Genomic DNA, 25,841 nt, shown 5'->3' with positions numbered 1-25,841 from the left:
TATTACTTATGCGTAAGGAGCATAGATGTTCAAGACTGCGGACGAAGTCCTCAAGTTCATCAAGGACGAAGATATTAAATTCGTCGATATCCGCTTCACCGACCTTCCCGGCGTGCAGCAGCACTTCAACGTGCCGGCCAAGAGCGTTGATGCAGACTTCTTCATCAACGGCCAGCTCTTCGACGGTTCGTCCATCCGCGGTTTCCAGGGCATCGCCGAGTCCGACATGCAGCTCATCCCGGATGTCACCACGGCGTTCCTGGACACGTTCCGCATGGAGAAGACCCTCGCGCTGAACTTCTCCATCGTGAACCCCCGCACCGGTGACCCTTACCACCGCGACCCCCGAGGCGTAGCCGAGAAGGCTGAGGCCTACCTCGCGTCCACCGGCATCGCCGACACCGCGTTCTTCGCCCCCGAGGCCGAATTCTTCGTCTTCGACAACGTCCAGTACCAGTCCTCCCCGCAGGGCAGCTTCTACAAGATTGACTCCGAAGAAGCACACTGGAACACCGGCCGCGAAGAAGAAGGCGGAAACCTGGGCTACAAGACCCCCGTCAAGGGCGGCTACTTCCCGGTCTCCCCCACCGACAAGCAGGCCGACCTGCGTGACGCCATGTGTGTCGCCCTGGACGAGGCCGGCCTTGAGGTCGAGCGCAGCCACCACGAAGTCGGCTCCGCCGGCCAGGCTGAGATCAACTACAAGTTCACCACGCTGACCCACGCCGCTGACGACCTGCAGAAGTTCAAGTACGTCATCAAGAACACGGCTGACGCCTGGGGCAAGTCCGTGACCTTCATGCCGAAGCCCGTCTTCGGTGACAACGGCTCGGGCATGCACTGCCACCAGTCGCTGTGGACCGGCGGCGAGCCGCTGTTCTACGACGAGAAGGGCTACGCCGGCCTGTCCGACACCGCCCGCTGGTACATCGGCGGCCTGCTGAAGCACTCCTCCGCTGTGCTCGCCTTCACCAACCCGACGGTCAACTCCTACCGCCGCCTGGTCAAGGGCTTCGAAGCTCCGGTCAACATGGTGTACTCGCAGGGCAACCGCTCGGCCGGTATCCGCATCCCCATCACGGGTTCCAACCCGAAGGCCAAGCGCATCGAGTTCCGCGCTCCGGACCCCTCCTCCAACCCGTACCTGGCGTTCGCTGCCCAGCTGATGGCCGGCATCGACGGCATCCGCAACCGCATTGAACCGCCGGCTCCCATCGACAAGGACCTCTACGAGCTCCCTGCCGAGGAAGCCAAGGACATCCCCAAGGCTCCGGGAACGCTCGAGGAAGCCCTGGAAGCACTGGCTGAGGACAACGAGTTCCTCCAGGCCGGCGGCGTGTTCACCCAGGACCTGATCGACACCTGGATCGAGTACAAGTACGAGAACGAGATCCGCCCGCTGTCCCTGCGCCCGAACCCGTACGAGTTCGAGCTCTACTACGGCGTCTAGTCAGACCCCGCGACTGAGCTGCGCTTAGTCCACTGACAAGTCCGCATGTGCTGCCCCGGCAGCACATGCGGACTTTTTTGTGGTGCGGAACAGCCCTTGCGCACCACGCTGGGCCGGATCAGGCCACGCAGCCGCCATTGGCTGCATGGTAGCTGTCGAGGCGGTAGATGAACGCTGCCATCTGCTCGCGGGTCACGGAGTTGGCCGGCCGGTAGGTACCGTCGGCCCAGCCCGTGGAGATACCGGCGGATTTCATCCACGAAATCTCCCGGTAAAAGCCGCTCGCGGGTGTCATGTCGATGAATGGAGAGACCGCCGGTGCGGCGACGTCTGCGGCGGCTATCCGGCAGAGCTTCCCCGAGTACCGGTTGAGGAAGGCTGACATCGCTTCCCGCGTGATCGACTCATACGGCCGGTACGTGCCGTCCGCCCAGCCCGTGGACAGGCCGGTGGAGTTCATCCAGGAAATCTGATGATAGAAACCGTGCCAGGTCGGGACATCGCTGAACGGTGACGCGGCCGGCGGAGTGTAGAGGGGGCTGCCCGCAAGCCGGTACAGGAATGCGGCCATGGCCTCACGGGACATCGTCGTAAACGGCCGGTAGGTGCCGTCCGCCCACCCGGTGGACAGTCCGCTGTAATACATCCAGTCGATCTCGTTGAAGAATGCGGACTGATAGGAGTCGATGAACGGGGACGTGCTGACAGTGACCCCCGCTGCGGTGCTGGTGATGTAGTCGACAGTCACCCTCGTCCCCGTGTAGGTGGTGAAGGTCTGGCCGGCCTGCCAGGTCTGGTTCGAGGCGTAGTAGCCGCTGAAAGGGAGGGTGGAGGGCATCAGTATCAGCGAACTGGCGGCGGTGGCGCCTCCTGACTGGACGATCTTCACGCCCCGGTTGCCGTTGACGGCCGTGGACGTGTCGTAGCCTACGGGCAGGCGCAACTCCAGGTAGTAGACCTCTTTGCTCTTCGGATCGGTGAATTTGACCGCGCGGTTGGCGTCGCTGCCTGCCCAGGCCTTCAAGGTGTACTGCTTGGTACCTGAGGCCAGCCCGGCATTGAAGATCTCGTCGCCGCGGCCGAATCCCCCGCGGTCCCAGAAGCTGGAACTGATCGCCGGAATGCTGTACTGCGCGGCGCCCATCAGGTCGGTGGTGTCGCCGTATTCACGGATGCTGCAGGACGAGTCCGCGAATCCCCCCGTGATGGCGGGGCCGACGTCGGCGATGCCGCTGCCGCATTGCAGGCTGTCGGCGTGCATAAGGCCCAGAACATGCCCGAACTCGTGCGCGACCACGTTGTTGGTGAACTTGCTGGGCTGGGGCATCAGGATACGTCCGCTCGTGCCATCGCTGCTGGCCCCGAAGCCCAGGGCGCCCCAGGAGAGGGTGGGAACCGGTATGAAGATGACCAGGGCGGTGTACGGGCTGCTGACCCAGCCCAGTTCGCGGGTGACGGTGTTGGTGATGGTGTAGTAGTCCTGGCTTGATGTTGCCGAGGATTTGAAACCCGTCCGAACGGAGGCCACCGACATGGACAGCCTGTTGTTGGACATCGCCTTCCAGTAGTTGCTGGAAGCCGTAATTCCGTTCTTGGCCGCGTCCAGGGAAATGGCGCTGGTCTCCGTGCTGCTCTTGTCCGCCAGTTGCACCGTCACCAGCGCCACCTTGATATCGCCGGTCCTCGTGAGGGATTCGGTGGCGAATTCCTGGCCCTTCGGGAGTTGGGCTACGCCCGCCTCCGAAGCGTGGGCAGCGTGGGGGGTACCGTCCACCTGTTCCACAGGGATGGTATCGGGCGCAGGAGCCGTGGCGGCCATGGCGGGTGAAGCCGGCTGGTAAGCCAGCGCGGCTGACGAGAGAAACAACGCGGCGAAAAGGGCAGCGGATCGCTGAAGGAGAGGCATGGCGGCTTTCGTGATGAAGGGCTGGAGAGACCTGGGAGACCGCCCTGCAGGGGGTTCCCACTTCCGGTGCCGTCCGTGCCGTTGCCGAAATCCCGGAATCGATCTGGCATCGCCGGCCCGCCGAAGCAGGCCGGATTCACGGACCCTTAGAGGCTAGGTGCCGGCGCCCCGCATCTTGGCGAACCGGATCTTGGGAAGAAGTGAAGCGCTGCCGGCGCAGATAGTGCCGGGCAGGCTGTGTGTCACTGAGGCCCTGACACAGCGGTGCGGTTCAGTCCGCGCGGACGGGTCGGTAAGAGGCGTCGCTCCGCCTTGTATCGCGTGTGACATTCACCGGCCCCCCGTTATCACAGATGCACTCAGGATGCACTAAAGATACATGTGTCACTCCAGTCACAGCAACCCCAAAGGGCACAGCCGTCCAACCGCCTGGAGCGGCGCCCTGTTCCGCAGCCGGCAACGGGTCCCCGCCTAGAAGGAGCGGTACATGGTTCGCTGCGGGCCGGCATCCCCGCCCAGGTACTGTCCGCGGTCCGTGAAACCCGCCCTGCGGTAGGCGGCAATGCCTGCTGGATTGCGTTCGTTGACGGAAAGTACGACGCCGGCCTCTCCCCCGCCCAGCCGGGCCGTCAGTTTCGCCGCCTCGCGGACGGCAGCAGCAGCGGCCTGGGCGCCCAGGCCCTGGCCCTGGTGCGTACGGTCGATGAGGAAGCCCCGCAGCAGCCACACCGAGCCGTCGTCAGCCCAGCCGGCGAGGGATGCCGCGTCGCGCTGCAGCGTCAGCACGCCAACTGCTTTTCCGCCCGAGTCCACCACATAGGGAACGCGTGAATCCTCTTCAAGCGCCACGAGCATCATGCGCAGCGGATCGCCGGCGAATTCCTGCTGGCCTTCGGCAAGTTCCAACTCCGCAACTTCGCCGAGCTTGATCGCCCGTGCGTCGTCATCAAGGCTCTTCAGGGCAATGAGCCACACGGAATCAGGCATGGATTGAGCCTACCCACAAACCGCGACGCCGGCCGTCACCTCTAGCGGTGACGGCCGGCGTCGCGCGTTCCATCGAACCTCAAACGGGAAGTGCGGTGCAGTGGCCTTAGGTGCAGGCTCTAGGGGGCCTGCGCATCGGCCGGCGGTCCGGCCGGGTCCATCCAGAAGACTTCCCACAGGTGGCCGTCCGGGTCCTGGAAGCTGTGGTTGTACATGAAGCCGTAGTCCTGGACTTCCTGCGCGGGAGCTCCGCCTGCCGCCAGGGCCTTGCGGACCGCTTCGTCCACGTCTTCCCGGCTGTCCACGGAGAAGGCAACGATGGCCTCGGCAGCGTTGCCCGTGTCCGCTATGCCCTTGGAAATGAAAGTCTTGAAGTAGCTTTCCACCAGCAGCATGACGTACGCGCCGTCATTAATGATCATGCAGGTGGCATTCTCGTCGGTGAAATCCGGGTTGAAGGAAAAGCCGAGCGCGGTGAAAAACTCGACCGACCTGTTGAGGTCCTTGACGGGTAAGTTCAGAAAGAGTTGGGTGGCCATGCGCTCAAACTAGCATCGGGCGCCGCCGCGTGTCAGCCCCCGGTTAACCTGCTCAGCATGCCGCGGACCGGGTTACTGGCCGTAAAAAACGCGTTCGAACACCGCGCGGGCGCGCCTGCTGAGCCGCAGGTAATCTTCTTCGAGGGCTGCCGCGTTGCCTGGTTTGTAGCCGCACCAGCGGGCCACGGCTTCCAGGTCCCTGCGTGAAGAAGGCAGGAGGTCGGACGCCCGGCCGGTCCAGATGACGTTGGCCGACCTGATGCGGCTGGCCAGCCGCCAGGCGCTGAGCAGGAGCTCCGCCTCATCCTGCCCCAGCAGGCCCAGGGAGGCAGCGGCTTCCAGGGCCGGCACGGTTGACGTGGTCCGCAGCTCCGGATGCTTGCCCGCGTGCTGCAGCTGCAGCAGTTGAACGAGCCATTCGACGTCGCTCAGGCCGCCGCGGCCCAGTTTAAGGTGCCGTGCGGGATCTGCGCCACGGGGCAGCCGCTCTGCTTCAACCCTGGCCTTGACCCTGCGGATTTCCCGCACGTCCTTGTCCGACAGCTCCGAAGGATAGCGAAGGGGGTCGATCAGCTCGACGAAATCGCCGGCAAGGTCGTCATCCCCTGCAATGGGCAGGGCCCGAAGCAACGCCTGGGCTTCCCAAACCAGGGACCAACGCCTGTAGTACTCGGCGTAGGAATCCAGGGAACGGACCATGGCGCCGCTCTTGCCTTCCGGCCGCAGGTCGGCGTCCACCATCAGCACCCGCTCGGCAAGGATTGCCGGCTTAAGCGGCTGGGTCAGCAGGTTCGAAATGTGGCCCACGATCTGGGCGGCCTGGTTCTGCGCCTCTTCCTCGGGAACCCCCGGCAGGCCGCGGTGCACATACATGACGTCCGCATCCGAGCCGTAGCCGATTTCGCGCCCGCCCTGCCGGCCCATGGCCACCACCAGGACCCTGGTCTTCAGCGGACCGGACGCAGCGACGATTCCTTCGGCGACCCGGAGTGCGCCCAGTACGGCTGCACGGTCCGTGTCCGCGAGGGCAACGCCCACCTGGTCCTGGTCCAGCAGTCCGGCGCTGTCCGCGATGGCGACCCTGAGGATCTCCCGGCGCCGGATCAGCCGGATGAGCCGCATGGCACTTTCCGGGTCCTCGTGCCGTGACATTTTTGAGGTGATTTCCAGCCACTGGGCCTCGAATCCCAGCGGTACCAGGTCTTTGTCGGTCCCCAGCCACGCCACCGATTCCGGAGACACCTCAAGCAGGTCGGCGATCAGGCGCGAGTTGGAAAGCACATGGCACAGCCGTTCGGCGGCTGCGGTCGAATCCCGCAGCATGCCCAGGTACCAGTGCGTGGTTCCCAGCGCCTCACTAACGCGGCGGAAACCCAGCAGCCCGGCGTCGGGATCGACTCCGTCGGCCAGCCACCCCAGCAGGATGGGCAGCAGCTGGCGCTGCAGCGCGGCGCGCCGGCTGACTCCGGCGGTGAGCGCCTCGATATGGCGCATGGCACCCCGCGGATCCAGGTACCCCAGGGCGGCCAGGCGGCCCTGGGCCGCCTCCGGCGTCAGCCGTGCGTCTTCGCTGCTCAGCTTGGCGGCGGTGTTCAGCAGCGGCCGGTAGAAAATGCGCTCGTGCAGTTCGCGGACGGACCGTTTGGTCTTCTGCCAGGCAGCAAGGAGGGCATCGGGGTGCGGGCGTTCACGCGCGAACGGGCCCAGCACGGCCTTGGCGAGGGCGCGCAGGGCCTCTTCCCGCACCGGCATCAGGTGGGTACGGCGCAGCTGGAAGAGCTGGATCCGGTGTTCCAGCAGGCGCAGGTATCGGTAGGCGTGATCGAATTCGGCAGCGTCCGTGCGCCCAATGTAGCCCCCGGCGGAGAGCGCGGCGATGGCCGAAGTGGTGTCCCGGTGACGGAGGGACTCGTCGGCCTTTCCATGCACAAGCTGCAGCAATTGCACGGTGAACTCGACGTCCCGCAGGCCGCCGCGGCCCAGTTTGATCTGGCGCTGTTCCTCGTCCGCGGGAATGTTGTCCGTGACCCGGCGGCGCATGGCCTGCACGGATTCCACGAATCCTTCCCGGTTCGCCGAACCCCAGATCAACGGCAGGACAGCAGCCTCGTAGCGGGCGCCCAGCTCGGTGTCGCCGGCGATGGTGCGCGCTTTCAGGAGGGCCTGGAATTCCCAGCTTTCAGCCCAGCGGGCGTAGTAGCTCTGGTGCGAGGCCAGCGTCCGCACCAGCGGTCCCGATTTCCCCTCGGGCCGGAGGTTGGCATCCACCTCCCAGAGGCCGGGTTCCCGGCCGATGGACATGATGGCCCGGGAGATCCCCGTGGCAAGGGCGGTCCCGATGGTGTTTGCACGGGCGTCGTCCAGGCCGTCCGCTTCAATGACGTAGATGACGTCGACGTCGGAGATGTAGTTAAGTTCGCGGGCACCGCATTTGCCCATGCCGATAACGGCCAGGCCGACGTCGGCGATTTCCGCCGGGTCGAACTGTTCGCCGGCTTCAGCCCTGGACACCGCCAAGGCAGCTTCGATGGCTGCGCCCGCAAGGTCTGCCAGCTCGGCACCGGCAGCGGGCATGAAATCCAGGGGGTCGGCGGCGCACAGGTCCTTGACCGCCAGGTCCACCACACCCCGGCGGTACGCGGTGCGAAGCGCCACATAGGCCTCGGCCCCGGACAGCCCGGCCACAGGTCTGCGGGCCTTCGGGTCAGCCTGCACGGACCGCAGCAGCCGCGACCTCAGTTCGCCCGCGTCTGCCGCCACGGGCTCCGGGCTCGCCACGACATCGAACGCGTCCAGGTGCTCCGGGTGGCGGATCAGGAATTCGCCCAGGGCTTCCGAGGCCCCCAGGACCCGGTAGAGCGGCTCGCTCGTGTCAATGTCCGCGGCGGCAAGTTTCCGAAGGTCGGGGTGCTTTTCGATCAGGCGAACCAGCGACTGCAACGCGGTGTCGGGATTGGCGGCCAGGTGGAAGCCTGCGAAGAGGGCCTTCTGGTCGATCCCCTCCAGCTCCCGGGCAGCAAGGAACCGCTCCCCCTTTTCCAGGTCATTGAAACCGGCGGAGATCAGGCGACGGGCAAGGCTCACCGGAGCCGCCTACAGGATGCCGAGGTTGCGCTGCAGCTCGTAGGGCGTCACCTGGAGACGGTAGTCCTGCCATTCGGCGCGCTTGTTGCGCAGGAAGTACTCGAAGACCTGCTCGCCGAGGATCTGCGGCATGAGTTCGGATTCCTCCATGGCCCTGATCGCATCGTGCAGGCTGGCGGGCAGCGGATCGTGGCCCATGGCACGGCGTTCGGCCGAGCTCAGCGACCAGATGTCGTCCTCGGCGGCGGCAGGAATGTCATAGCCCTCTTCGATGCCCTTAAGCCCGGCGCCGAGCAGTACGGCGTAGGCCAGGTAGGGGTTGGCCGCGGAGTCGATGCCGCGGTACTCGATGCGGGCGGACTGGCCCTTACCCGGCTTGTAGAGCGGAACGCGCACCAGCGCGGAGCGGTTGTTGTGTCCCCAGCTCAGGTAGCTGGGCGCTTCGCCGCCGCCCCAGAGCCGCTTGTACGAGTTCACGAACTGGTTGGTCACGGCGGTGAACTCGGGAGCGTGCTTAAGGATGCCGGCGATGAACTGCTTGGCGGTCTTTGACAGCTGGAATTCCGCGCCGGCTTCGTAAAAGGCGTTGGTGTCGCCTTCGAACAGCGAGAAGTGCGTGTGCATGCCCGATCCCGGGTGGGCGGTGAACGGTTTGGGCATGAAGGTGGCGTAGGTGCCCTGCTGGAGGGCGACTTCCTTGATGACCGTGCGGAAGGTCATGATGTTGTCCGCAGTCTGCAGGGCGTCCGCGTAACGGAGATCAATCTCGTTCTGGCCGGGGCCGGCTTCGTGGTGGCTGAACTCGACGGAAATTCCCACGGATTCGAGCATGGTGACGGCGGTGCGCCGGAAATCCTGTGCGACGCCGCCCGGGACGTGGTCGAAGTAGCCGCCCTCGTCCACGGGGACGGGCGAACCGTCCGGCCCGGGTTCCTGGGACTTCAGCAGGTAGAACTCGATCTCTGGGTGCGTGTAGCACGTGAAGCCCATGTCCGCGGCCTTCGCCAGGGTGCGCTTGAGGACGTTGCGGGGATCCGCCGCGGACGGCTCGCCGTCGGGCGTCAGGATGTCGCAGTACATGCGGGAAGTCTGTTCGGTTTCCCCGCGCCACGGCAGGATCTGGAACGTGGAGGGGTCCGGCTGCGCCAGCATGTCGGATTCGAACACGCGGGCCAGCCCCTCGATCGCGGAGCCGTCGAAGCCCAGGCCCTCTTCGAAGGCGCCCTCGACCTCGGCCGGGGCAAGCGCAACAGACTTGAGTGAACCCACGACATCCGTGAACCACAGACGCACGAACCGTACGTCGCGTTCTTCGATCGTCCGCAGGACAAACTCTTGCTGGCGGTCCATGATGGCCTCTTCTCCGGATCAACGTTTTTGATGCCCCGGGTCCGTATATTTTTGCGGCCGGCGGCAGCTCACGATTCACTTTACTAAGCATTCCCGCTGAATGTTGGAGCCGGAGGTCCGCGTAACACACCGTTAACATGTACGCCTGCCCATGACGCCGGGCGGGGGGCTCCGTGCAGAGCCCCGGCGACGCCGATTTGTGACGCGATTCACCGGCAGGGGCACGCCGTCCGGTAGCTAGGACTTGCAGTATCGCACTACGCTCTAGCCATGGCCACAAGCAACAATTCTGATTCCAGCATGTCCACTGAAGTACCTGCTCCCTACGGCAACGGGCCCGCCGGGGCCGCAGCAACGGCCGCCGGCGCTGCAACGCCGTCGGACACTGCGAGGAAGCCTGTGGCACGAATCCGGACCCACCACCTGCAGCAGGCCAAGGCCAACGGCGAACACTTTGCCATGCTCACGGCCTACGAGCAGTACACCGCCGAGATCTTCGACGAAGCCGGCATCGAGGTGCTCCTTGTGGGCGACTCCGCGTCCAACAACGTTTTCGGAAACGAAACCAGCCTCCCGGTGACCGTGGAGGAATTGCTGCCGCTGTGCCGCGCCGTGGCCCGGTCGGCCAAGCGGGCCCTGGTGGTCGCGGACCTTCCGTTCGGCAGCTATGAGGTTTCAGCCGAGCAGGCGGTGGCCACCGGCGTCCGGTTCCTGAAGGAAGGCCTTGCCCATGCCGTGAAGATTGAAGGCGGCAAGTTCTACGCGGACACCGTCCGGGCCATGGTCCAGGCCGGCATTCCGGTCATGGCCCACATCGGCTTCACTCCCCAGAGCGAGCACTCGTTGGGCGGCTACCGGGTCCAGGGCCGCGGCGATGACGCACAGCGGCTGATCGACGACGCCGTGGCCCTCGCCGACGCCGGAGCCTTCAGCGTCCTGATGGAAATGGTTCCTGCCGCCACCGCAGCAGCCGTCGATGCTGCGATTGCCGTTCCGACAGTCGGCATCGGTGCCGGCAACGCGACGACCGGCCAGGTCCTGGTCTGGCAGGACATGGCCGGACTTCGCGGCGGAAAAATGGCAAAATTCGTCAAGCAGTATGCTGATCTGCGCACGTCGCTGAGCAACGCCGCCAAGGCCTATGGCGAGGACGTGCGGACGGGACACTTCCCCGGCCCCGAGCACTCGTTCTAGCCACGCAACGGGACGGGGCTCGCCCTTGCTTCGGCCCGCTTAGGCTTCGGCCCGTGCGGCGCCGACGCCGACCTTGATGGCGGACACTTCAAACTCCAGGGTGATCTTGTCCGACACGAGCACGCCGCCGGAGTCCAGCGCCGTATTTCATCTGAGCCCGAAATCCTGGCGGTTGATGCGACGGGAACCTTCGAAGCCGGCCCTGAGGTTCCCCATCGGGTCCCGCTCGACGCCCATGAAGTCGATCGGGATCGAAATCTCCTTGGTGATCCCCCGAATGGTCACGTCACCGCTGACAATGAAGTGGCCCTCGTCCACCTGGTCCACCCTGTTGCCCACGAACGTAATCTCCGGGAACCGGGGAGCGTCAAAGAAATCGTTGGTCCGCAAGTGCTGATCGCGGTCGGGATTGCGGGTGTCGATGCTCGCGACCTTGAGGGTCAGCTCAACCCTTGAGCGGTCCGGCTTCTCTGCGTCAACCGTTATGGAGCCGTCGAGCTCGTTGAAGGCTCCGCGAACCGAAGTGTCGGCGCCGTAAAACGCGTCAGTCCTCGTCGCCCTTTTCCCATGATTCGTTGCGTGCCTTGACCTTCTCCAGCGCATGCTCGGCTTCGGCGCGCGTCTTGTATGGCCCGATCAGCTGCGTCCAATCGGACATGGCGTCCTCTTCCACCTCGTGGGTTTTGACGTTATACCAGTACTCGGTCATCGCTGCTCCTCGCATCCTGCGGGCTTCCCGCCGCTGAAAGTGATCCACGTAACGTAGCGCTTCATCGGGTGCCGATCCGGCTGTCCGTTACATGGGCTTCTATGCCTGCTTATATGATCAATCTATGCCTTCTCTTGCTTCGACTGCACCCACCGGCACACTTGTCCCCGGAACGGTGAGCCCGCAGATGCCCGTGCCGGCGTCGATTCCCCGCCCTGAGTATGTGGGCAAGCCCGGTCCGGAGAAGTTCACCGGCTCGGAGGTGAAATCCGCCGAGACTATTGAGAAGATCAGGATCGCCAGCCGGATCGCGGCCCAGGCCATCGTGGAGGTCGGCAAGCACATCGAACCCGGCGTCACGACGGACCAGCTCGACAGGATCGGCCACGAATTCCTGCTGGACCACCATGCTTATCCGTCGACCCTGGGTTACCGGGGCTTTCCCAAGTCCCTGTGCTCATCGCTCAACGAGGTCATCTGCCACGGAATACCGGACACCACCGTGGTGCAGGACGGCGACATCCTGAACATCGACATCACCGCCTTCATCGGCGGCGTGCACGGCGACACGAACTTCACTTTCCTGGTGGGAGACGTTGACGAGGAATCCCGGCTCCTTGTGGAGCGCACCAAGGAGTCCCTCAACCGCGCCATCAAGGCTGTGGCCCCGGGACGGGAAATCAACGTCATTGGCCGCGCCATCCAGTCATACGCCAAGCGTTTCGGCTACGGCGTGGTCCGGGACTTCACCGGCCACGGCGTCGGCGAAGCCTTCCACACCGGCCTGATCATCCCGCATTATGACGCCGCTCCCGCCTACAACACAGTGATGGAAACGGGCATGGTGTTCACCATTGAGCCGATGCTGACGCTGGGTACGGTTGAGTGGGACATGTGGGCCGATGAGTGGACCGTGGTGACGCGGGACCGCAAGCGCACGGCCCAGTTCGAGCACACCCTGCTCGTCACCGAATCCGGCGCCGAGATCCTCACCCTTCCCTGATCTTCCGCCGGCCCCGCCGGTTTCTTATCTGCTCCGCCCATTGCCCGACACCAGCCACGAACGGAATCACATTGGCCAAGAAGGACGACAAGTCAACCAAGAACGCCCCGCTGATCGGAATTGACATCGGCGGCACCGGAATCAAGGGCGGCATAGTCGACCTCAAGAAGGGCAAGCTCGTTGGCGACCGCTTCCGCGTCCCCACGCCTCAGCCGGCCACTCCGGAGTCCGTTGCCGAAACGGTGGCCGCGGTGGTCGAGGAGCTCAACGCACGGCCAGACGCCCCTGCCGTGGATTCCCCCGTCGGCGTGACCTTCCCGGGCATCATCCAGCATGGTGTGGTGCACTCTGCCGCCAACGTCGACAAGTCCTGGCTCAACACGGACATCGATGCCCTTCTGACGAAGCGCCTCGGACGCCCCGTGGAGGTTATCAACGACGCCGACGCTGCTGGCCTGGCCGAGGCCCGTTATGGCGCCGGTGAAGGCGTTTCCGGCACCGTGCTCGTGATTACGCTCGGGACGGGTATCGGCTCGGCCTTCATCTTCAACGGCAAACTGGTCCCGAACGCCGAACTCGGACACCTCGAGATTGACGGTTTTGACGCCGAAAGCAAGGCTTCGGCCGTGGCCCGCGAGCGGGACGGCCTGAGCTGGACCGAATACAGCGTGCTCCTCCAGCGCTATTTCTCACACGTGGAGTTTCTCTTCTCCCCCGAACTTTTCATCGTGGGCGGCGGCATTTCCAAGCGCGCCGATGAGTACCTGCCACACATGAAGCTCCGCACGAAGATTGTCCCTGCGGAACTCAAGAACGACGCCGGGATTGTGGGTGCCGCCATCGAGGTCGCACTGACGCACAAACTGGCCAAATAGGCGGCACGACGCGGAACCCATGTTTGGCCGGGCCTCCTGGGGCCCGGCCAAACGCGTGCCGGGCTTTGGTGCCGGTGGTGGCTTCGGCTTCCCCTCCGCTGCCACCACCGGAGTCTAGAGTGGGCTCTTTTCTGAGCTCGAGCCCTTGGCAGCCTTGGCTTCGACTTCCGCTTCATGCCGAAGGATAGCGATCGCTGCTTCGAAATCCTCCAGGGATTCAAAGGCCTGGTACACACTCGCGAAGCGGAGGTAGGCAACTTCGTCGAGTTTCTGGAGCGGGCTAAGGATGGCCAGGCCCACCTCGTGGGCGTCGATCTCCGCAGCGCCGGATGCGCGGATTGTCTCCTCGACTTCCTGTGCCAGCAGGGCCAGGTCGTCTTCGGTCACAGGGCGGCCCTGGCAGGCTTTCCGCACGCCGTTGATAACCTTGCTGCGACTGAACGGCTCGCCGACGCCGGAGCGCTTGATCACCGTGAGGCTGGTGGTTTCCACGGTGGTGAAGCGGCGGCCGCATTCGGGACACTGGCGGCGGCGGCGGATGGCTGAGCCGTCGTCGGCCATCCGGCTGTCCACCACGCGGGAATCAGGGTTGCGGCAAAACGGACAATACACGTTGCTTCCTTCCCTGGCGGGGTTGAACCGGCCGGCTGAATTGAAAGTGCCGGGCCATATTCCTCCAAGCCCAGTTTACGACTACATATAGCTGAATAACAAGCCTGTAATTACTACATGTAGTGGTTAGCCGTTGCCGGCGAACCGCGCCGTCACGGCTTGGCCGTGGGCCGGCAGGTCCTCCGCTCCGGCGAGGCTGACAATGTGGCCGCTGACCCGCTCAAGGGCCGGCTTGCTGTAATTGACCACCTGGATGGCACGGAGGAACGTGGTGACGTTGAGGCCCGACGAGAAGGCTGCCGTGCCGCTCGTAGGCAGCACGTGGTTGGATCCCGCGCAGTAATCTCCCAGGCTGACCGGGCTGTAGTCGCCCACAAAGATCGCTCCCGCGTTGCGGATGCGGGCAGCGACGGCCGGGGCATCCGCCGTCATGATCTCCAGGTGCTCTGCGGCGTAGGCATCACAGGCCGCGATCCCCTGGTCCAGGTCATCCACCAGCACCACTCCGGACTGCGGACCGGACAGGGCTTCCCGCACCCGCCCCGCGTGCTTGGTCGAACCCGCCTGCACGTCAAGTTCCGCCCGGACGGCGTCGGCGAGGTCCTCTGAATCGGTGATGAGGACCGATGCCGCTTTGGGGTCGTGCTCGGCCTGGCTGATGAGGTCGGCCGCCACCAGTGACGGACGGGCGCTGCTGTCCGCGAGGATGGCGATCTCGGTGGTGCCGGCCTCGGAGTCGATGCCCACAACGCCCTTGACCAGCCGTTTGGCTGTGGCTACGAAGATGTTTCCCGGCCCGGTCACCACGTCCACGGGATCCAGGGCTGCGTCCGGATCCTCCGCGGGAACACCGTAGGCGAAGGCTGCGATGGCCTGGGCACCTCCGATGGCGTACACCTCGTCAATACCCAGGAGGGCCGCAGCAGCCAGGATGGTGGGGTGCGGGAGTCCCCCGAAGTCTTTCTGTGGAGGAGACGCAAGTGCGATGGATGCAACGCCGGCAGCCAGCGCCGGGACGACGTTCATGATCACCGAGGACGGATAGACCGCCAGCCCGCCGGGGACATAGAGTCCCACGCGGCCTACCGGCACCCAGTTCTGGCTCACCACGGCGCCTTCGCCCAGCTCGACGTCGATGTTTGCCGGCCGCTGCCTGTCAGCAAACCTGCGGGCGCGGCTGATGGATTCCTCCAGGGCCGCCCGTACTGCCGGGTCCAGGTTCTCCAGTGCTGCGCGCAGCGCAGCAGCGGGGACCCGCGGGTGTTCCTGCTCCACGCCGTCGAACGTCCTGGCGAGGTCGCTGAGCGCGGCGAAGCCCCGCGAGCGGACAGCCGTGATGATGTCAGCAACCTTCTGCTCGGCGTCGGCCATGGTCTGGTGCCGGGCACGGGGAACGGCCGCGCGAAGCCCGGCCAGGGAGAGCCGCTGGCCGCGCAGGTCAACGGTGCGGTAGCTGATGGCCGGGGTGGCGGTCTGGGCGGGGCTGTCCGGTGAAATGGTCACCCGACCATTTTACGTGCCCACCGGAGCGCCTCGTTCCGTGTTAAGCACAGCCGGGCAACGGCTCGGCTTAGCTGTCCTGTTCGGGTGGCTTGCCAAGAAGGCTGATCAGGTTAGCCACGAAGACTGCAATCGCAACGGCGGCGGGCCAGATGGCCAGGACAGCGAAGGCCCGCAGCGAGAATGCAATGCTGGCATTCGCCGCGGTGTCTTCGTTCGGTCCCCACCATTGCCCCGCCAGCACCCCGCTCTGCCAGGCGATCACGGCGCCAAGCGCCCCGCCGATCACCGCGGAGAGCACTGTTCCGGGCATCGGGGCACCGGTTCGATTTCCGTTGAGGAGGAATCCGGTGACGCAGCCTGCCAGCAGGAACAAGCCTGCCAGCACGAGGTCACGGGGAAGCCAGCCTTCTGCATTCGTGCCGCTGGCGAGGGAGGGGTTGCCGGAGAGAAGGTTCAGGCCGCCGGGTGCCAGCAGCCACCACAAAAGCCCCACCGGAATCCCGGCAGCAGTTATGGCCGCCGGCAGGCGCCACGACCCGCTGTCACCGCGGTAAAGTTCACCATAGGCGGGCGGGTTGCCGGCACCCCCGGGATGCTGCGGGTTCGGCGGGACCGGGCCGGTGCCGGATGGCTGTGTCATGAAACAAACATTAACAAATGTTCACCGCCGTTAAACACAGGACGCGGCGTGTAACCAAGTCACGGACGGCGCCGGCAGGCCCCTACGCTGGCATGCAGGATTCAACCGGAATTAGTTTCAGCAGGGAGTTAGATCACAGTGACCTCAGACAACGCAGCCTTCGAAGGCACGTTCAAGGAGATGTTCCGCCGGCATGCGGCCGGCGTGGCGATTATCACCGTGAACTACAACGGCGTTCCGTACGGATTCACGGCTACTTCCGTGGCATCGCTGTCCGCCCAGCCGCCGCGCTTTACCTTCAACATGGCTCGCACCTCCAGCTCGTGGCCGGCCATTGCCAACACAACGCACATCGGCGTCCACATGCTGGGGCTGGAAAACCAGGAACTCGCAGACCGCTTCGCGCGGACGAAGAACCGTTTCGAGGGTGACCACTGGGAACTCGGACCGCACGACGTACCCGTCCTCAAGGACGTCGCGGGCTGGCTGATCGGCAAAATCCAGATGCGCCTGTCCTTTGAGAACAACGCGGTGGTTGTGGTGGAGGTTGTGGAAGGGCAGGTGGGCGAGGACGGTTCCCCGCTGCTCTACCATTCGGGCGCCTACAGCCAGCCCGTACCCCTCGACTACGAGATCTAAGGCCTCACCAGGGCAGGGGCACGGACGCTCCCAGTTCGAAGTACCGCGGACTGGTCCCGCGGCCGCCGGTGAGTTCCCGCAGGAGCTCCCTGGCCGCGGTTGCGGGCTCCTTCGACGCACCGGCCCGTCCCATTCCGGTGGTGAGCGCGCCGGGGTGGACGGACCAGGCGTCCATTTCCGCACCGAATTCCTCATGCAGGCTCAGCGTCAGCATGTTGAGCGCCGCCTTGCTCAGCCGGTATCCGTAGCTCGTCCCGAAACCTGCGAAATCGCCGCCCGCCTGCAGCGCTGCCGAGCCCAGCCTGGACGACACGTTCACCACCACGGGCCTCCGGCCGGACTCCCCCGCCCGGTGCAGCCCGGGCAGGCATGCCCGGGTCACCCGGACGGCACCCACGATGTTGTTGTCGAGGAGCTGCACCAGGGCATTGGCGTCAACTTCCCGCAGTGTCTTCTGGCTGCTGCCGATTGCGGCATTATTGACGACGACGTCGATGGTTGCCCCGGCGAGGACCTCCGCCACGTCTTCCGGGCAGGGATGCGCGATGTCCCATTCCAGGAACCGAACGCTGCCGTGCCCGGTGCACGTGGCCGCGGTCGCGGTGACGGCGACCGCGCCCGGTCGGACGATGCCAAACACCGCCCATCCTTCAGCCGCGAGAACGGCGGCCAGGGCGGCGCCGAATCCCCGGCCCGCACCGGAAATCACTGCCGTGCCCGGCGCCCGTGTCAGTGGCTGGCCGGGCAACTAGCTGTCCAGGCAGGTCGGTCCGAGGAGCACCTTCAGGTCGCCGAAGAGTGACGGACTCGGGTTGACCCTCAAGTGGACCGGGAGCGCCATCACTTCCACCCTTGTGTCGCCCTGCAGGTGGAGCCTGACTTCCGAGTTGCCCCGGTGCGTCCTCAGCACGTCCCCCAGTTCGGTCACCACCGCCTCCGTGGCTTTGTGCGTCTGCATCGTGATCACCAGAGGCCCGTTCAAGCCCTCGCTGAGGTCCGGGACGGACAGCTCCATGCAGTTCAAGGTGACGGCGCCGTCGTCGCGCCGTTGCAGCCGGCCCTTGACCACCACGATCAGGTCCTCGGCCAGCACCGAAGCGATGGGGCCGTAGACCTGGCCAAAGAACATGACCTCCATCGAACCGCCCAGATCCTCGATCTCCGCGCGGGCATAGGCGTTCCCACTGGCTTTCGCGATCCGCCGGCTCAGCGAAGTGATCATGCCTGCGATGGTGATGATGGCGCCGTCGTGCGGGCCGTCTTCCGCGATGATCGACGTAATCGACTGGTCGGCGTGCTGGCTGAGGAGCCCTTCGAGGCCCTGCAGCGGGTGGTCCGAGACGTACAGGCCCAGCATGTCGCGTTCGAAGGACAGCTTGTCCTTCTTCTCCCACTCCGGGAGGTCGGGAATGTCGATGCTCAGGGACGCCTCGGATTCGGCTTCGTCGAACCCGGCAAAGAGGTCGAACTGGCCAATCGCCTCATTGCGCTTCAGCGTGATCACGGAGTCAATGGCTTCTTCGTGGATCATGGCCAGGGCGCGCCGGTGGTGGCCCAGGGAGTCGAAGGCGCCGGCCTTGATCAGCGATTCAATGGTGCGCTTGTTGCAGACCACGGCGGGTACCTTCACGAGGTAGTCCTTGAAGGACGTGTAGGCGCCTTCCTTCTCGCGCGCGGTCACCATGGCTTCGACGGCGTTGACGCCGACGTTGCGGATGGCGCCCATGCCGAAGCGGATGTCGTTGCCCACAGGCGTGAAGTTGAGCGCTGACTCGTTGACGTCCGGCGGCAGCACCGTGATGCCCATGCGCCGGCATTCGTTAAGGTAGATCGCCGATTTGTCCTTGTCATCGCCCACCGAGGTGAGGAGAGCGGCCATGTACTCCGGCGCGTAGTGCGCCTTCAGGTACGCGGTCCAGTAGGAGATCACGCCGTACGCGGCCGAGTGCGCCTTGTTGAAGGCGTAGTCCGAGAACGGGAGCAGGATGTCCCAGAGAGTCTTCACGGCCTCCATGGAATAGCCGTTGTCCTGCATGCCCTGGGAGAACCCGGCGAACTGCTTGTCCAGCTCCGATTTCTTCTTCTTGCCCATGGCGCGGCGCAGGATGTCGGCTTGGCCGAGGGAATAGCCGGCGAGCTTCTGCGCCACGGCCATGACCTGCTCCTGGTAGACGATCAGGCCATAGGTTCCGCCAAGGATTTCGGCGAGCGGTTCCTTGAGCTCCGGGTGGATCGGAATGACTTCCTGGATCCCGTTCTTGCGCAGGGCGTAGTCGGTATGGGCGTTGGCACCCATCGGTCCGGGACGGTAGAGGGCCAGCACCGCGGAAATGTCTTCGAAGTTGTCTGGCTTCATGAGCTTCAGGAGGGAGCGCATGGGTCCGCCGTCGAGCTGGAACACGCCCAGGGTGTCACCCCGGGTCAGCAGCTCGTAGGACGGCGCGTCGTCGAGTTCCAGGGTTTCGAGATCGAGGTCAATGCCCCGGTTCATCTTGATGTTTTCCAGGGCATCCGAAATGATCGTCAGGTTTCGCAGGCCGAGGAAGTCCATCTTGATCAGGCCGAGGCCTTCGGATGTCGGATAGTCGAACTGCGTAATGACCTGGCCGTCCTGAAAACGGCGCATGATCGGAATCACGTCGATGATGGGGTCCGAAGACATGATGACACCGGCGGCGTGCACGCCCCATTGCCGCTTCAGGCCTTCGATGCCCAGTGCCGTCTCGAAGACCTTGGCAGCTTCGGGGTCGGTACTGATCAGCTGGCGGAAGTCACCTGCTTCGCTGTAGCGCTTGGCTTCCTTGTTCTGGATGTCGGCCAGCGGGATGTCCTTGGCCATCACGGCCGGCGGCAGCGCCTTGGTTAGCGTCTCGCCCATGCTGAAGGGGTAGCCCAGCACGCGCGAGGAGTCCTTGAGGGCCTGCTTGGTCTTGATGGTGCCGTAGGTGACGATCATCGCAACGCGTTCGTCGCCGTATTTCCGCGTGACGTAGTCGATCACTTCGGAGCGGCGCCGGTCATCGAAGTCGACGTCGAAGTCAGGCATGGAGACGCGGTCCGGGTTGAGGAAGCGTTCGAAGATCAGGCCGTGGTGCAGCGGATCCAGGTCGGTGATGCGCATGGCGTAGGCAACCATGGAGCCTGCACCGGAACCACGTCCGGGACCCACCCGGATGCCGTTGTTCTTGGCCCAGTTGATGAAGTCGGCCACCACCAGGAAGTAGCCCGGGAAGCCCATGGACGTGATGACATCCAGCTCATAGTCGGCCTGCTTGCGGACCTTGTCCGGGATGCCCTGGGGATACCGGTAGTGGAGGCCTTTGTCGACTTCCTTGACCAGCCAGGACGTTTCATCCTCGCCCTCCGGGCAGGGGAACCGCGGCATGTAGTTGGCGCCGGTGTTGAACGACACTTCGCAGCGCTCGGCGATCAGGAGCGTGTTGTCGCAGGCCTCCGGGTGGTCGCGGAACAGCTCACGCATTTCCTGCGGGGACTTCAGGTAGTAGCCGCTGCCGGAGAAGGCAAAGCGGGAACCGCCGTTGTCATAGGTCGGCTCCAGGAGGGTGGAGCCCGACTGGATGGCCAGCAGGGCCTCGTGGGCCTTCGCGTCGTGCTCGTGCGTGTAGTGCAGGTCGTTGGTGGCCACCAGCGGAAGGTTCAGGTCCTTGGCCAGGCGCAGCAGGTCGCCGGTGACCCGCCGCTCGATGTCCAGGCCGTGGTCCATCAGCTCGCAGAAGTAGTTCTCCGCGCCGAAGATGTCACGGAACTCGGCTGCAGCCTCGAGCGCTTCACGGTACTGGCCGAGCCGCAGGCGGGTCTGGACCTCCCCGGACGGGCAGCCCGTGGTGGCGATCAGCCCTTCCGAGTACGTGTTCAGCAGCTCACGGTCCAGCCGGGGCCATTTGCCGAAGACCGAGTCCAGCGAGGCGATCGACGAGGCCCGGAACAGGTTCCGCATACCTACGTTGTTGTAGCTCAGCAGCGTCATGTGGGTGTAGGAACCACCGCCGGAGACGTCGTCCTTGCGCTGGCTTTCCTCGCCCCAGCGGACCCTGCTCTTGTCACCGCGGGCTGTCCCGGGAGTCACATAGGCTTCGACGCCGATGATCGGCTTGATGCCCTTGTCCGTGGCCTTGCGCCAGAAATCGAAGGCACCAAACAGGTAGCCGTGGTCCGTCGTAGCCAGGGCAGGCATGCCCAGGCGTTCGGTTTCGTCGAACAACTCCCCCAGGCGGGCCGCCCCATCCAGCATGGAGTATTCGGTATGGGTGTGCAGGTGGACGAACGAGTCATTGCTGGAAGTCACCGGACCATTCTAGTGCGGGCCGCGGCAGATCCGGCTCAGGCGTCCCCGGAGGCCAGGACTTCGAGGGCGTAGGCAAGATCCTGCGGGTAGTCGCTGGTGACCATCACGCGCTCCCCCGTCCGGGGATTGTCGAACCCCAGCTGCCGGGCGTGGAGCCACTGACGGGTCAGGCCCAGGGTTGCGGCCAGTCGCGGATCGGCTCCGTAGGTCAGGTCGCCCGCGCAGGGGTGGCGCAGGGCGGAGAAGTGGACGCGGATCTGGTGCGTCCGTCCGGTTTCCAGGTGCACTTCAACCAGCGACGCTTTGCCGAAGGCTTCCAGCACTTCGTAATGGGTCACGGACTCGCGGCCGTCTTCGAGGACGGCGAAGCGCCAGTCATGGCCGGGGTGACGGCCGATGGGGGCATCGATCGTGCCCGCGAGGGGATCCGGCAGGCCTTGGACCACCGCGTGGTACACCTTGTCCACCGTCCGCTCCTTGAAGGCCCGCTTGAGGGCCGTATAGGCGCGCTCCGACTTGGCCACCACCATGGCCCCGGACGTTCCGACGTCGAGCCGGTGCACGATGCCCGCCCTTTCCGGAGCCCCCGACGTCGAAATCCGGTACCCCAGCCCGGCGAGTCCCCCGACCACGGTGGGGCCGACCCAGCCGGGTGACGGGTGCGCGGCCACACCCACCGGCTTGTCGATGACCACGAAGTCCTCGTCGTCCAGCAGTACTTTCAGGCCTTCCACAACTTCCTCCACGACTTTCAGGGGGTCCCGCCGTTCCGGGACAACAACCTCCAGCACGATGCCTGAGGTCAGTTTCAGGGACTTGCCCACGGCTTTTCCCCCGGAGCTGACGTTGCCTTCGGCAATCAGCGTGGCCGCCTGTGAGCGGGATATGCCCATCAGTCTGGCAAGTCCCGCATCGACGCGGGTCCCGGCGAGTTCCTCGGGAACGGTGAGTTTCTCAGGCATCCTTGTCCTCCGCCGGTTTCTGGAGCCGTGAACCGTCAAGGGTAATCCCCCGCAGCGTCAACAGGCAGATGATCACGACGGCGGAGACGACCGCGGAATCGGCGATGTTGAAAATGGCGAAATTGGGTAGCTGGATGAAGTCCACCACATGGCCCATGGCGAACGACGGTTCGCGGAACAACCGGTCTGTGAGGTTGCCCAGGGCGCCCCCAAGAAGCAGGCCAAGGGCCAGTGCCCACCATGCCGAACCAAGTTTGCGCAGCTGGAAAAGGATGGCGATCGAGACTGCCGCCATGATGATGGTGAAGACCCAGGTCACGTTCTCGCCAATGGAGAACGCAGCCCCGGAGTTGCGGATGTAGTACCAGTGCAGCAGCGGCGGAAGCACCGGGATGCGTTCCCCCTCCACCATGGTGCTCGTGACCCACAGCTTGGTGAGCTGGTCGAAGACGTAGGCAAAAACAGCGAAGCCCGCGAAGAGCGTCAGCAGGACCGCCTTCCGGGGCCGGGCGTGCGTCGTTGCTGGCTGCGCTGCGGCAGGTGCTGTTTCGTCAGTCATAAAGCTTTCATTCAGGAGCCAGTCCCGGGGACTGGAAGGAGGGTGCTCGAGCCTGCCACTAGCCGCACCGGTGGCAGTTAATGGCAAAAGCCGGCGGCCGAGGAGTCCTCAGCCACCGGCTTTCAGAATACGTGCTAAACGGCGGGGCTGCCGTCGCTGATCTCGGGCGCTGCCACGGAACCGCGGGCGTCCAGGTCACGGAGCTGGCCTTCGATGTAGGCCTTCAGGCGTGAACGGTAGTCGCGCTCGAAGCCGCGCAGCTGCTCAACCTTGCGCTCCAGGACGGAGCGCTGCTGCTCCAGGGCGCCGAGGATCTTGCGGGACTTCTCCTGTGCATCGTTGACGAGGCTGCTGGCTTCGATCTGCGCTTCGGCGATGATCTTGTCCTTCTGCTGCTGGCCGTCGGCGACGTGCTTGTCGTGCATCTGCTGGGCCATGGCCAGCAGGCCGGCCGCGGACTCCGCCGTCGCATTGGCGGCGGCAGGGGCAGCGGGGGCCGGAACTGCTGCGAGTGCCGTTGCCGGCTCCGGTGCCTTCTTCTTGGCTTCAGCGGCCGCCTTGGCCTCCGCTTCCGCCTTGGCACGGGAGTCGTCCTTCTCGGCCTTGACCGGAGCAGGGACCTTTTCCACCACCGGCGCCGCTGCTGCGGAGCTGGCGGGCGTGCCTGAGCCGCTCTCGGCAAGCTTCTTGCGAAGCTCGTCGTTCTCCTGGTTAAGGCGGCGCAGTTCGACGACGATTTCGTCCAGGAAGTCGTCAACTTCGTCCTGGTCGTAGCCTTCGCGGAACTTGGTCGGCTGAAAGCGCTTGTTGACAACGTCTTCTGGCGTCAAAGCCATCTGGTCACCTCGTTGGTCTAGTTAGTCAGTAGGCCTTCCGGCCGTCAAAACTACGGTACCTAAATATGGTCTGGTTCCTCTAATTCAACACTGAGGTGTCAAACCGGAGTTTCTTAGCGATGCTGTGGTTGGCGGTTTCCCGCCTGGTACTGCGCCGCAAGCTGTAATGAAAATTACGCGAAAGACCTCACGATTGCCATAGCCACGCTGATAGCGATGAACAACAGCAAAAACCCAAGATCAAGCGAAATCCCGCCGAGCCGCAAAGGCGGAATGAGGCGCCTCAGCACTTTCAAGGGCGGATCTGTGACGGAGTAGACAGTGTGGGCCGCCACCAGGGCTGCTCCCCGCGGCCTCCATTCCCGCGCAAACATCTGCACCCAGTCGAAGACCAAACGGATGATCAATGCCACAAATACGAATAATAAAGCGATATAGACAAGTCCGAAAACAATTCCCATGAGTTAACTCATATCTCCATGTTCATTCCGGATACCGCAGTGTCCTGTTGCCGTTCTTATCTATTTCAGCACGGATGCCAGACAGGTGTCCCCGTCTGGCATCCGTTCGCTTGCGGAGCTAGCTCTGGTTGAAGAAGCTGGCCTGTGTTTCGCTGACCTTCTTGTCATCGCCGATGACCTCGACGTACGACGGCGAGAGCAGGAACACCTTGTTGGTGACACGCTCGATGCTGCCGCGGAGGCCAAAGACCAGACCTGCCGAGAAATCGACGAGTCGCTTGGCGTCGGCCTCGCCCATGTCCGTGACGTTCATGATGACAGGAATGCCGTCACGGAAGCTTTCACCGATCAGCTTGGCGTCATTGTAGGACCGCGGGTGGATCGTGGTGATCTGGCGGAGTCCGGTGGTCTCTTCGCGGCTCGAGGCCGCGCGCTTGATAGGTGTCACAGGTGCGCGATATTCCTCTTCGGCGGCGTGTGGAGTGGGTGTTTCCCGGACGACCTCGCGGACGGGCGCCGGCGCCCGGCGTTCCTCGCGGTCATGCTCCATTGAATCGTCCTCGTCCTTGTGCGGTGTGTGGTGCTCAGACTCGTAGTGTTCATCGCCATCGGCGAGCCCAAGATAGATCATTGTCTTGCGCAGAGCGCCAGCCATGGTCGACTCCTAATCGTGTCCGTAAGCGGGCCGCTGAGTTGACTTGACAGCATTGGAATCCCCGCCATTCTCTTCCAATACTTTGACGCTACCGCAACGCAGGACGCGAACCCAATATATCGGAGCCTATTCTCAGGTGTGTCGCCCCCGCCCTGACGGCGGCCTCCAGGTCCTGGCTCATGCCCGCGGAAATCCCCGAAGCTGCGGGGTGGTCCGTGAGTAGCCGGGCGGAAATTTCCGCCAGTTTGCCGAAGGCCGCATCAGGATCCGAACCCAATGGCGCCACCGCCATCAGGCCGGCGAGCACCAGCCCCGGCGACCCCGCCACCTGGTCCGCCAGCGCGGGAACCTCCAGCCGGGCCGCGCCGCCGCGGTGGCTTCCCGCGTCCTCGTCGAGGCTTACCTGGATAAAGCACTCCAGCGGTCCCCTGCCGGTCTTCTCCTGCTCAGCGGGCACGGCTTTGGCGAGGGCTGCTGCCAACTGCGGCCGGTCCACGGAATGAACAGCATGGGCGTAGCGCACCACGGACTTTGCCTTGTTGCTCTGCAGCTGCCCCACAAAATGCCACCGAAGCCGGAGTTCCTTCAGGGTGGCAGCCTTTTCAGATGCTTCCTGGTCCCGGTTCTCCGCAACATCGGTAACACCCAAGGCCGCCAGCCGGCGCACGTCGTCGGCAGGGTGGAACTTGGTGACCACGATCAGCTCCGGCGGGTTGGCCTGGCGGCCTGCGGCTTCGGTGGCGGCCTCAATCCTCCGCCGGACCGCGGCAAGGCGCTCCCGGATGTCCATCAGGCGGGGGTCATCTGCGGCCGTCACGTCCCGGGGTTCACTCACCGGTCCACACCAGCCCGGCGAACCTGCCCGTGCCCGGATCGCCTCGGTAGGAGAAGAGCCCGTCAGTTTCAAGGGTGCAGGGTCCGGAATACTCCACGGCAACCCCGTTGTCTTCAAGCTGGCTGCGTGCACCGGCCGGAAGGTCCAGGCCGGGAGTGCCCCACGACGTCGTGCACCAGGTCGTAGGTACGGCCGCCGCCACATCAGCCCTCATTTCCTCGGGCACCTCGTAGCAGGATCCGCAGATCGACGGGCCGATCCAGGCCCGGATGTCTTCCGCGCCCTCGGCCCGCATCCGCGCCACGGTCGCGGGGATGACGCCGCCGGCCACGCCCGGGCGGCCCGCATGGGCTACAGCCAGGACCGGCCGCCCCGCTGCTGTCTGCCCGGCAAGGACGACAGGCACGCAGTCCGCAACCATCACGGCAAGCGGACGCCCGGAGGACACCATCGCGTCAGCGGTGGGGCCCCCTGCACCAGTGCTGCCCGCCGTGGCGACCGCCGCGTCGCCGATGAAGGTATCGCCGATATAGGCCACAGCATTGCCGTGGACCTGGTTCATGTACTGGAATCTGCCTGCCCCCAGGCCTGCTTCAGCCTCCAGGAGACCGCGCCGAAGATGCACTTCGGCCGGGTCATCCCCGACGTGCAGGGCCAGGTTTCCGGCCCCGGCGTCAGTGAATGCCACCCAGACGCCGGGCCGGACTTCTGTTCGCCACCAAAACAATCAAAACAC

At 64.7% G+C, this 25,841-nt stretch carries 24 protein-coding genes; 5 read left to right on the top strand and 19 right to left on the bottom strand.

What is annotated here, in order from left to right:
- Window positions 1-25: 25 nt before the first annotated feature.
- Window positions 26-1,450 (top strand): type I glutamate--ammonia ligase, encoded by a 1,425-nt coding sequence (gene glnA / locus Q8Z05_RS15770; RefSeq protein ID WP_305940532.1) that lies wholly within the window; start codon window positions 26-28, stop codon window positions 1,448-1,450.
- A 118-nt stretch (window positions 1,451-1,568) separates the two neighbouring features.
- On the opposite strand, the gene Q8Z05_RS15765 is transcribed toward glnA (Q8Z05_RS15770), so the two are convergent.
- The 5 genes from Q8Z05_RS15765 to glnA (Q8Z05_RS15745) form a co-directional block, all read right to left on the bottom strand.
- On the bottom strand, window positions 1,569-3,356 hold the full coding sequence (locus tag Q8Z05_RS15765) for an S-layer homology domain-containing protein (RefSeq protein ID WP_305940531.1): 1,788 nt from the start codon (window positions 3,354-3,356) through the stop codon (window positions 1,569-1,571).
- Window positions 3,357-3,827: 471 nt separating this feature from the next.
- Window positions 3,828-4,343 (bottom strand): GNAT family N-acetyltransferase, encoded by a 516-nt coding sequence (locus Q8Z05_RS15760; RefSeq protein ID WP_305940530.1) that lies wholly within the window; start codon window positions 4,341-4,343, stop codon window positions 3,828-3,830.
- 119 nt (window positions 4,344-4,462) lie between these two features.
- Window positions 4,463-4,882: a VOC family protein gene (locus tag Q8Z05_RS15755; protein WP_305940529.1), complete on the bottom strand. Its 420-nt coding sequence runs from the start codon at window positions 4,880-4,882 to the stop codon at window positions 4,463-4,465.
- A 72-nt stretch (window positions 4,883-4,954) separates the two neighbouring features.
- The gene (locus tag Q8Z05_RS15750; RefSeq protein WP_305940528.1) at window positions 4,955-7,966 is read right to left on the bottom strand and encodes a bifunctional [glutamine synthetase] adenylyltransferase/[glutamine synthetase]-adenylyl-L-tyrosine phosphorylase; all 3,012 of its coding nucleotides are present in this window, start codon (window positions 7,964-7,966) and stop codon (window positions 4,955-4,957) included.
- 9 nt (window positions 7,967-7,975) lie between these two features.
- Window positions 7,976-9,316 (bottom strand): type I glutamate--ammonia ligase, encoded by a 1,341-nt coding sequence (gene glnA / locus Q8Z05_RS15745; protein WP_305940527.1) that lies wholly within the window; start codon window positions 9,314-9,316, stop codon window positions 7,976-7,978.
- Between the two features lie 270 nt (window positions 9,317-9,586).
- Here glnA (Q8Z05_RS15745) and panB point away from each other — a divergent pair, with 270 nt between their 5' ends.
- On the top strand, window positions 9,587-10,510 hold the full coding sequence (panB, locus tag Q8Z05_RS15740) for a 3-methyl-2-oxobutanoate hydroxymethyltransferase (protein ID WP_305940526.1): 924 nt from the start codon (window positions 9,587-9,589) through the stop codon (window positions 10,508-10,510).
- Between the two features lie 147 nt (window positions 10,511-10,657).
- Here panB and Q8Z05_RS15735 read toward each other — a convergent pair whose 3' ends face one another.
- Both Q8Z05_RS15735 and Q8Z05_RS15730 read right to left on the bottom strand, forming a co-directional pair.
- A complete protein-coding gene (locus Q8Z05_RS15735) occupies window positions 10,658-11,113 on the bottom strand; it encodes a YceI family protein (RefSeq protein ID WP_305940525.1) in 456 nt (151 codons plus the stop codon).
- A complete protein-coding gene (locus tag Q8Z05_RS15730; RefSeq protein WP_144406352.1) occupies window positions 11,055-11,219 on the bottom strand; it encodes an SPOR domain-containing protein in 165 nt (54 codons plus the stop codon). The genes Q8Z05_RS15735 and Q8Z05_RS15730 overlap by 59 nt, the downstream gene beginning before the upstream one ends.
- 124 nt (window positions 11,220-11,343) lie before the next feature.
- Here Q8Z05_RS15730 and map point away from each other — a divergent pair, with 124 nt between their 5' ends.
- Entirely contained in the window at window positions 11,344-12,222 is an 879-nt protein-coding gene (gene map, locus Q8Z05_RS15725; RefSeq protein WP_305940524.1) for a type I methionyl aminopeptidase, read from the top strand.
- Window positions 12,223-12,293: 71 nt separating this feature from the next.
- Entirely contained in the window at window positions 12,294-13,097 is an 804-nt protein-coding gene (gene ppgK, locus Q8Z05_RS15720) for a polyphosphate--glucose phosphotransferase (protein WP_305940523.1), read from the top strand.
- A gap of 114 nt (window positions 13,098-13,211) precedes the next feature.
- Here ppgK and nrdR read toward each other — a convergent pair whose 3' ends face one another.
- From nrdR to Q8Z05_RS15705, 3 genes are all read right to left on the bottom strand, one after another.
- The gene (gene nrdR, locus Q8Z05_RS15715) at window positions 13,212-13,709 is read right to left on the bottom strand and encodes a transcriptional regulator NrdR (protein WP_305940522.1); all 498 of its coding nucleotides are present in this window, start codon (window positions 13,707-13,709) and stop codon (window positions 13,212-13,214) included.
- Between the two features lie 126 nt (window positions 13,710-13,835).
- A complete protein-coding gene (gene hisD, locus Q8Z05_RS15710; protein ID WP_305940521.1) occupies window positions 13,836-15,212 on the bottom strand; it encodes a histidinol dehydrogenase in 1,377 nt (458 codons plus the stop codon).
- A gap of 67 nt (window positions 15,213-15,279) precedes the next feature.
- Complete coding sequence (locus Q8Z05_RS15705) at window positions 15,280-15,852, bottom strand: hypothetical protein (RefSeq protein ID WP_305940520.1); 573 nt, start codon at window positions 15,850-15,852, stop codon at window positions 15,280-15,282.
- A 180-nt stretch (window positions 15,853-16,032) separates the two neighbouring features.
- On the opposite strand from Q8Z05_RS15705, the gene Q8Z05_RS15700 reads away from it, so the two are divergent.
- Window positions 16,033-16,491, top strand: a complete 459-nt coding sequence (locus tag Q8Z05_RS15700; RefSeq protein WP_371745984.1) for a flavin reductase family protein — start codon at window positions 16,033-16,035, stop codon at window positions 16,489-16,491.
- Between the two features lie 4 nt (window positions 16,492-16,495).
- Here the strand turns inward: Q8Z05_RS15700 and Q8Z05_RS15695 are convergent, their stop codons facing one another.
- The 9 genes from Q8Z05_RS15695 to Q8Z05_RS15655 all read right to left on the bottom strand — a co-directional run bounded on the left by Q8Z05_RS15695 (window position 16,496) and on the right by Q8Z05_RS15655 (window position 25,832).
- Complete coding sequence (locus Q8Z05_RS15695; RefSeq protein WP_305940518.1) at window positions 16,496-17,239, bottom strand: SDR family NAD(P)-dependent oxidoreductase; 744 nt, start codon at window positions 17,237-17,239, stop codon at window positions 16,496-16,498.
- Complete coding sequence (gene dnaE, locus Q8Z05_RS15690; protein WP_305940517.1) at window positions 17,240-20,797, bottom strand: DNA polymerase III subunit alpha; 3,558 nt, start codon at window positions 20,795-20,797, stop codon at window positions 17,240-17,242.
- A 35-nt stretch (window positions 20,798-20,832) separates the two neighbouring features.
- On the bottom strand, window positions 20,833-21,759 hold the full coding sequence (locus Q8Z05_RS15685; RefSeq protein WP_305940516.1) for an RluA family pseudouridine synthase: 927 nt from the start codon (window positions 21,757-21,759) through the stop codon (window positions 20,833-20,835).
- Window positions 21,752-22,318, bottom strand: a complete 567-nt coding sequence (gene lspA / locus Q8Z05_RS15680) for a signal peptidase II (protein ID WP_305940515.1) — start codon at window positions 22,316-22,318, stop codon at window positions 21,752-21,754. The genes Q8Z05_RS15685 and lspA overlap by 8 nt, the downstream gene beginning before the upstream one ends.
- 134 nt (window positions 22,319-22,452) lie before the next feature.
- A complete protein-coding gene (locus Q8Z05_RS15675) occupies window positions 22,453-23,154 on the bottom strand; it encodes a DivIVA domain-containing protein (protein ID WP_305940514.1) in 702 nt (233 codons plus the stop codon).
- Between the two features lie 173 nt (window positions 23,155-23,327).
- Window positions 23,328-23,615: a YggT family protein gene (locus Q8Z05_RS15670; RefSeq protein ID WP_305940513.1), complete on the bottom strand. Its 288-nt coding sequence runs from the start codon at window positions 23,613-23,615 to the stop codon at window positions 23,328-23,330.
- Between the two features lie 118 nt (window positions 23,616-23,733).
- A complete protein-coding gene (locus Q8Z05_RS15665; RefSeq protein WP_305940512.1) occupies window positions 23,734-24,270 on the bottom strand; it encodes a cell division protein SepF in 537 nt (178 codons plus the stop codon).
- Between the two features lie 88 nt (window positions 24,271-24,358).
- A complete protein-coding gene (locus Q8Z05_RS15660) occupies window positions 24,359-25,060 on the bottom strand; it encodes a YggS family pyridoxal phosphate-dependent enzyme (protein ID WP_305943592.1) in 702 nt (233 codons plus the stop codon).
- Window positions 25,061-25,097: 37 nt separating this feature from the next.
- Window positions 25,098-25,832, bottom strand: a complete 735-nt coding sequence (locus Q8Z05_RS15655; RefSeq protein ID WP_305940511.1) for a polyphenol oxidase family protein — start codon at window positions 25,830-25,832, stop codon at window positions 25,098-25,100.
- Window positions 25,833-25,841: the final 9 nt, after the last annotated feature.

This window comes from Arthrobacter oryzae, from assembly GCF_030718995.1.
In the GTDB taxonomy this organism is placed as follows: domain Bacteria; phylum Actinomycetota; class Actinomycetes; order Actinomycetales; family Micrococcaceae; genus Arthrobacter; species Arthrobacter oryzae_C.
The sequence above is the reverse complement of the archived record's forward strand: the minus strand, read 5'-3'. Positions and strand labels throughout refer to the sequence as shown.

What these genes read in the sequence shown, in the direction of transcription:
- Q8Z05_RS15755 (WP_305940529.1), bottom strand. Translation starts at nt 4,882, where the DNA reads ATGGCCACCCAACTCTTTCTGAACTTACCCGTCAAGGACCTCAACAGG.
- Q8Z05_RS15765 (WP_305940531.1), bottom strand. Translation starts at nt 3,356, where the DNA reads ATGCCTCTCCTTCAGCGATCCGCTGCCCTTTTCGCCGCGTTGTTTCTC.
- Q8Z05_RS15735 (WP_305940525.1), bottom strand. Translation starts at nt 11,113, where the DNA reads ATGCGCTGGAGAAGGTCAAGGCACGCAACGAATCATGGGAAAAGGGCG.
- Q8Z05_RS15730 (WP_144406352.1), bottom strand. Translation starts at nt 11,219, where the DNA reads ATGACCGAGTACTGGTATAACGTCAAAACCCACGAGGTGGAAGAGGAC.
- lspA (WP_305940515.1), bottom strand. Translation starts at nt 22,318, where the DNA reads ATGACTGACGAAACAGCACCTGCCGCAGCGCAGCCAGCAACGACGCAC.
- Q8Z05_RS15685 (WP_305940516.1), bottom strand. Translation starts at nt 21,759, where the DNA reads ATGCCTGAGAAACTCACCGTTCCCGAGGAACTCGCCGGGACCCGCGTC.
- map (WP_305940524.1), top strand. Translation starts at nt 11,344, where the DNA reads ATGCCTTCTCTTGCTTCGACTGCACCCACCGGCACACTTGTCCCCGGA.
- Q8Z05_RS15670 (WP_305940513.1), bottom strand. Translation starts at nt 23,615, where the DNA reads ATGGGAATTGTTTTCGGACTTGTCTATATCGCTTTATTATTCGTATTT.
- Q8Z05_RS15660 (WP_305943592.1), bottom strand. Translation starts at nt 25,060, where the DNA reads ATGGACATCCGGGAGCGCCTTGCCGCGGTCCGGCGGAGGATTGAGGCC.
- Q8Z05_RS15705 (WP_305940520.1), bottom strand. Translation starts at nt 15,852, where the DNA reads ATGACACAGCCATCCGGCACCGGCCCGGTCCCGCCGAACCCGCAGCAT.
- panB (WP_305940526.1), top strand. Translation starts at nt 9,587, where the DNA reads ATGGCCACAAGCAACAATTCTGATTCCAGCATGTCCACTGAAGTACCT.
- glnA (WP_305940527.1), bottom strand. Translation starts at nt 9,316, where the DNA reads ATGGACCGCCAGCAAGAGTTTGTCCTGCGGACGATCGAAGAACGCGAC.
- glnA (WP_305940532.1), top strand. Translation starts at nt 26, where the DNA reads ATGTTCAAGACTGCGGACGAAGTCCTCAAGTTCATCAAGGACGAAGAT.
- Q8Z05_RS15665 (WP_305940512.1), bottom strand. Translation starts at nt 24,270, where the DNA reads ATGGCTGGCGCTCTGCGCAAGACAATGATCTATCTTGGGCTCGCCGAT.
- Q8Z05_RS15700 (WP_371745984.1), top strand. Translation starts at nt 16,033, where the DNA reads ATGTTCCGCCGGCATGCGGCCGGCGTGGCGATTATCACCGTGAACTAC.
- Q8Z05_RS15760 (WP_305940530.1), bottom strand. Translation starts at nt 4,343, where the DNA reads ATGCCTGATTCCGTGTGGCTCATTGCCCTGAAGAGCCTTGATGACGAC.
- Q8Z05_RS15675 (WP_305940514.1), bottom strand. Translation starts at nt 23,154, where the DNA reads ATGGCTTTGACGCCAGAAGACGTTGTCAACAAGCGCTTTCAGCCGACC.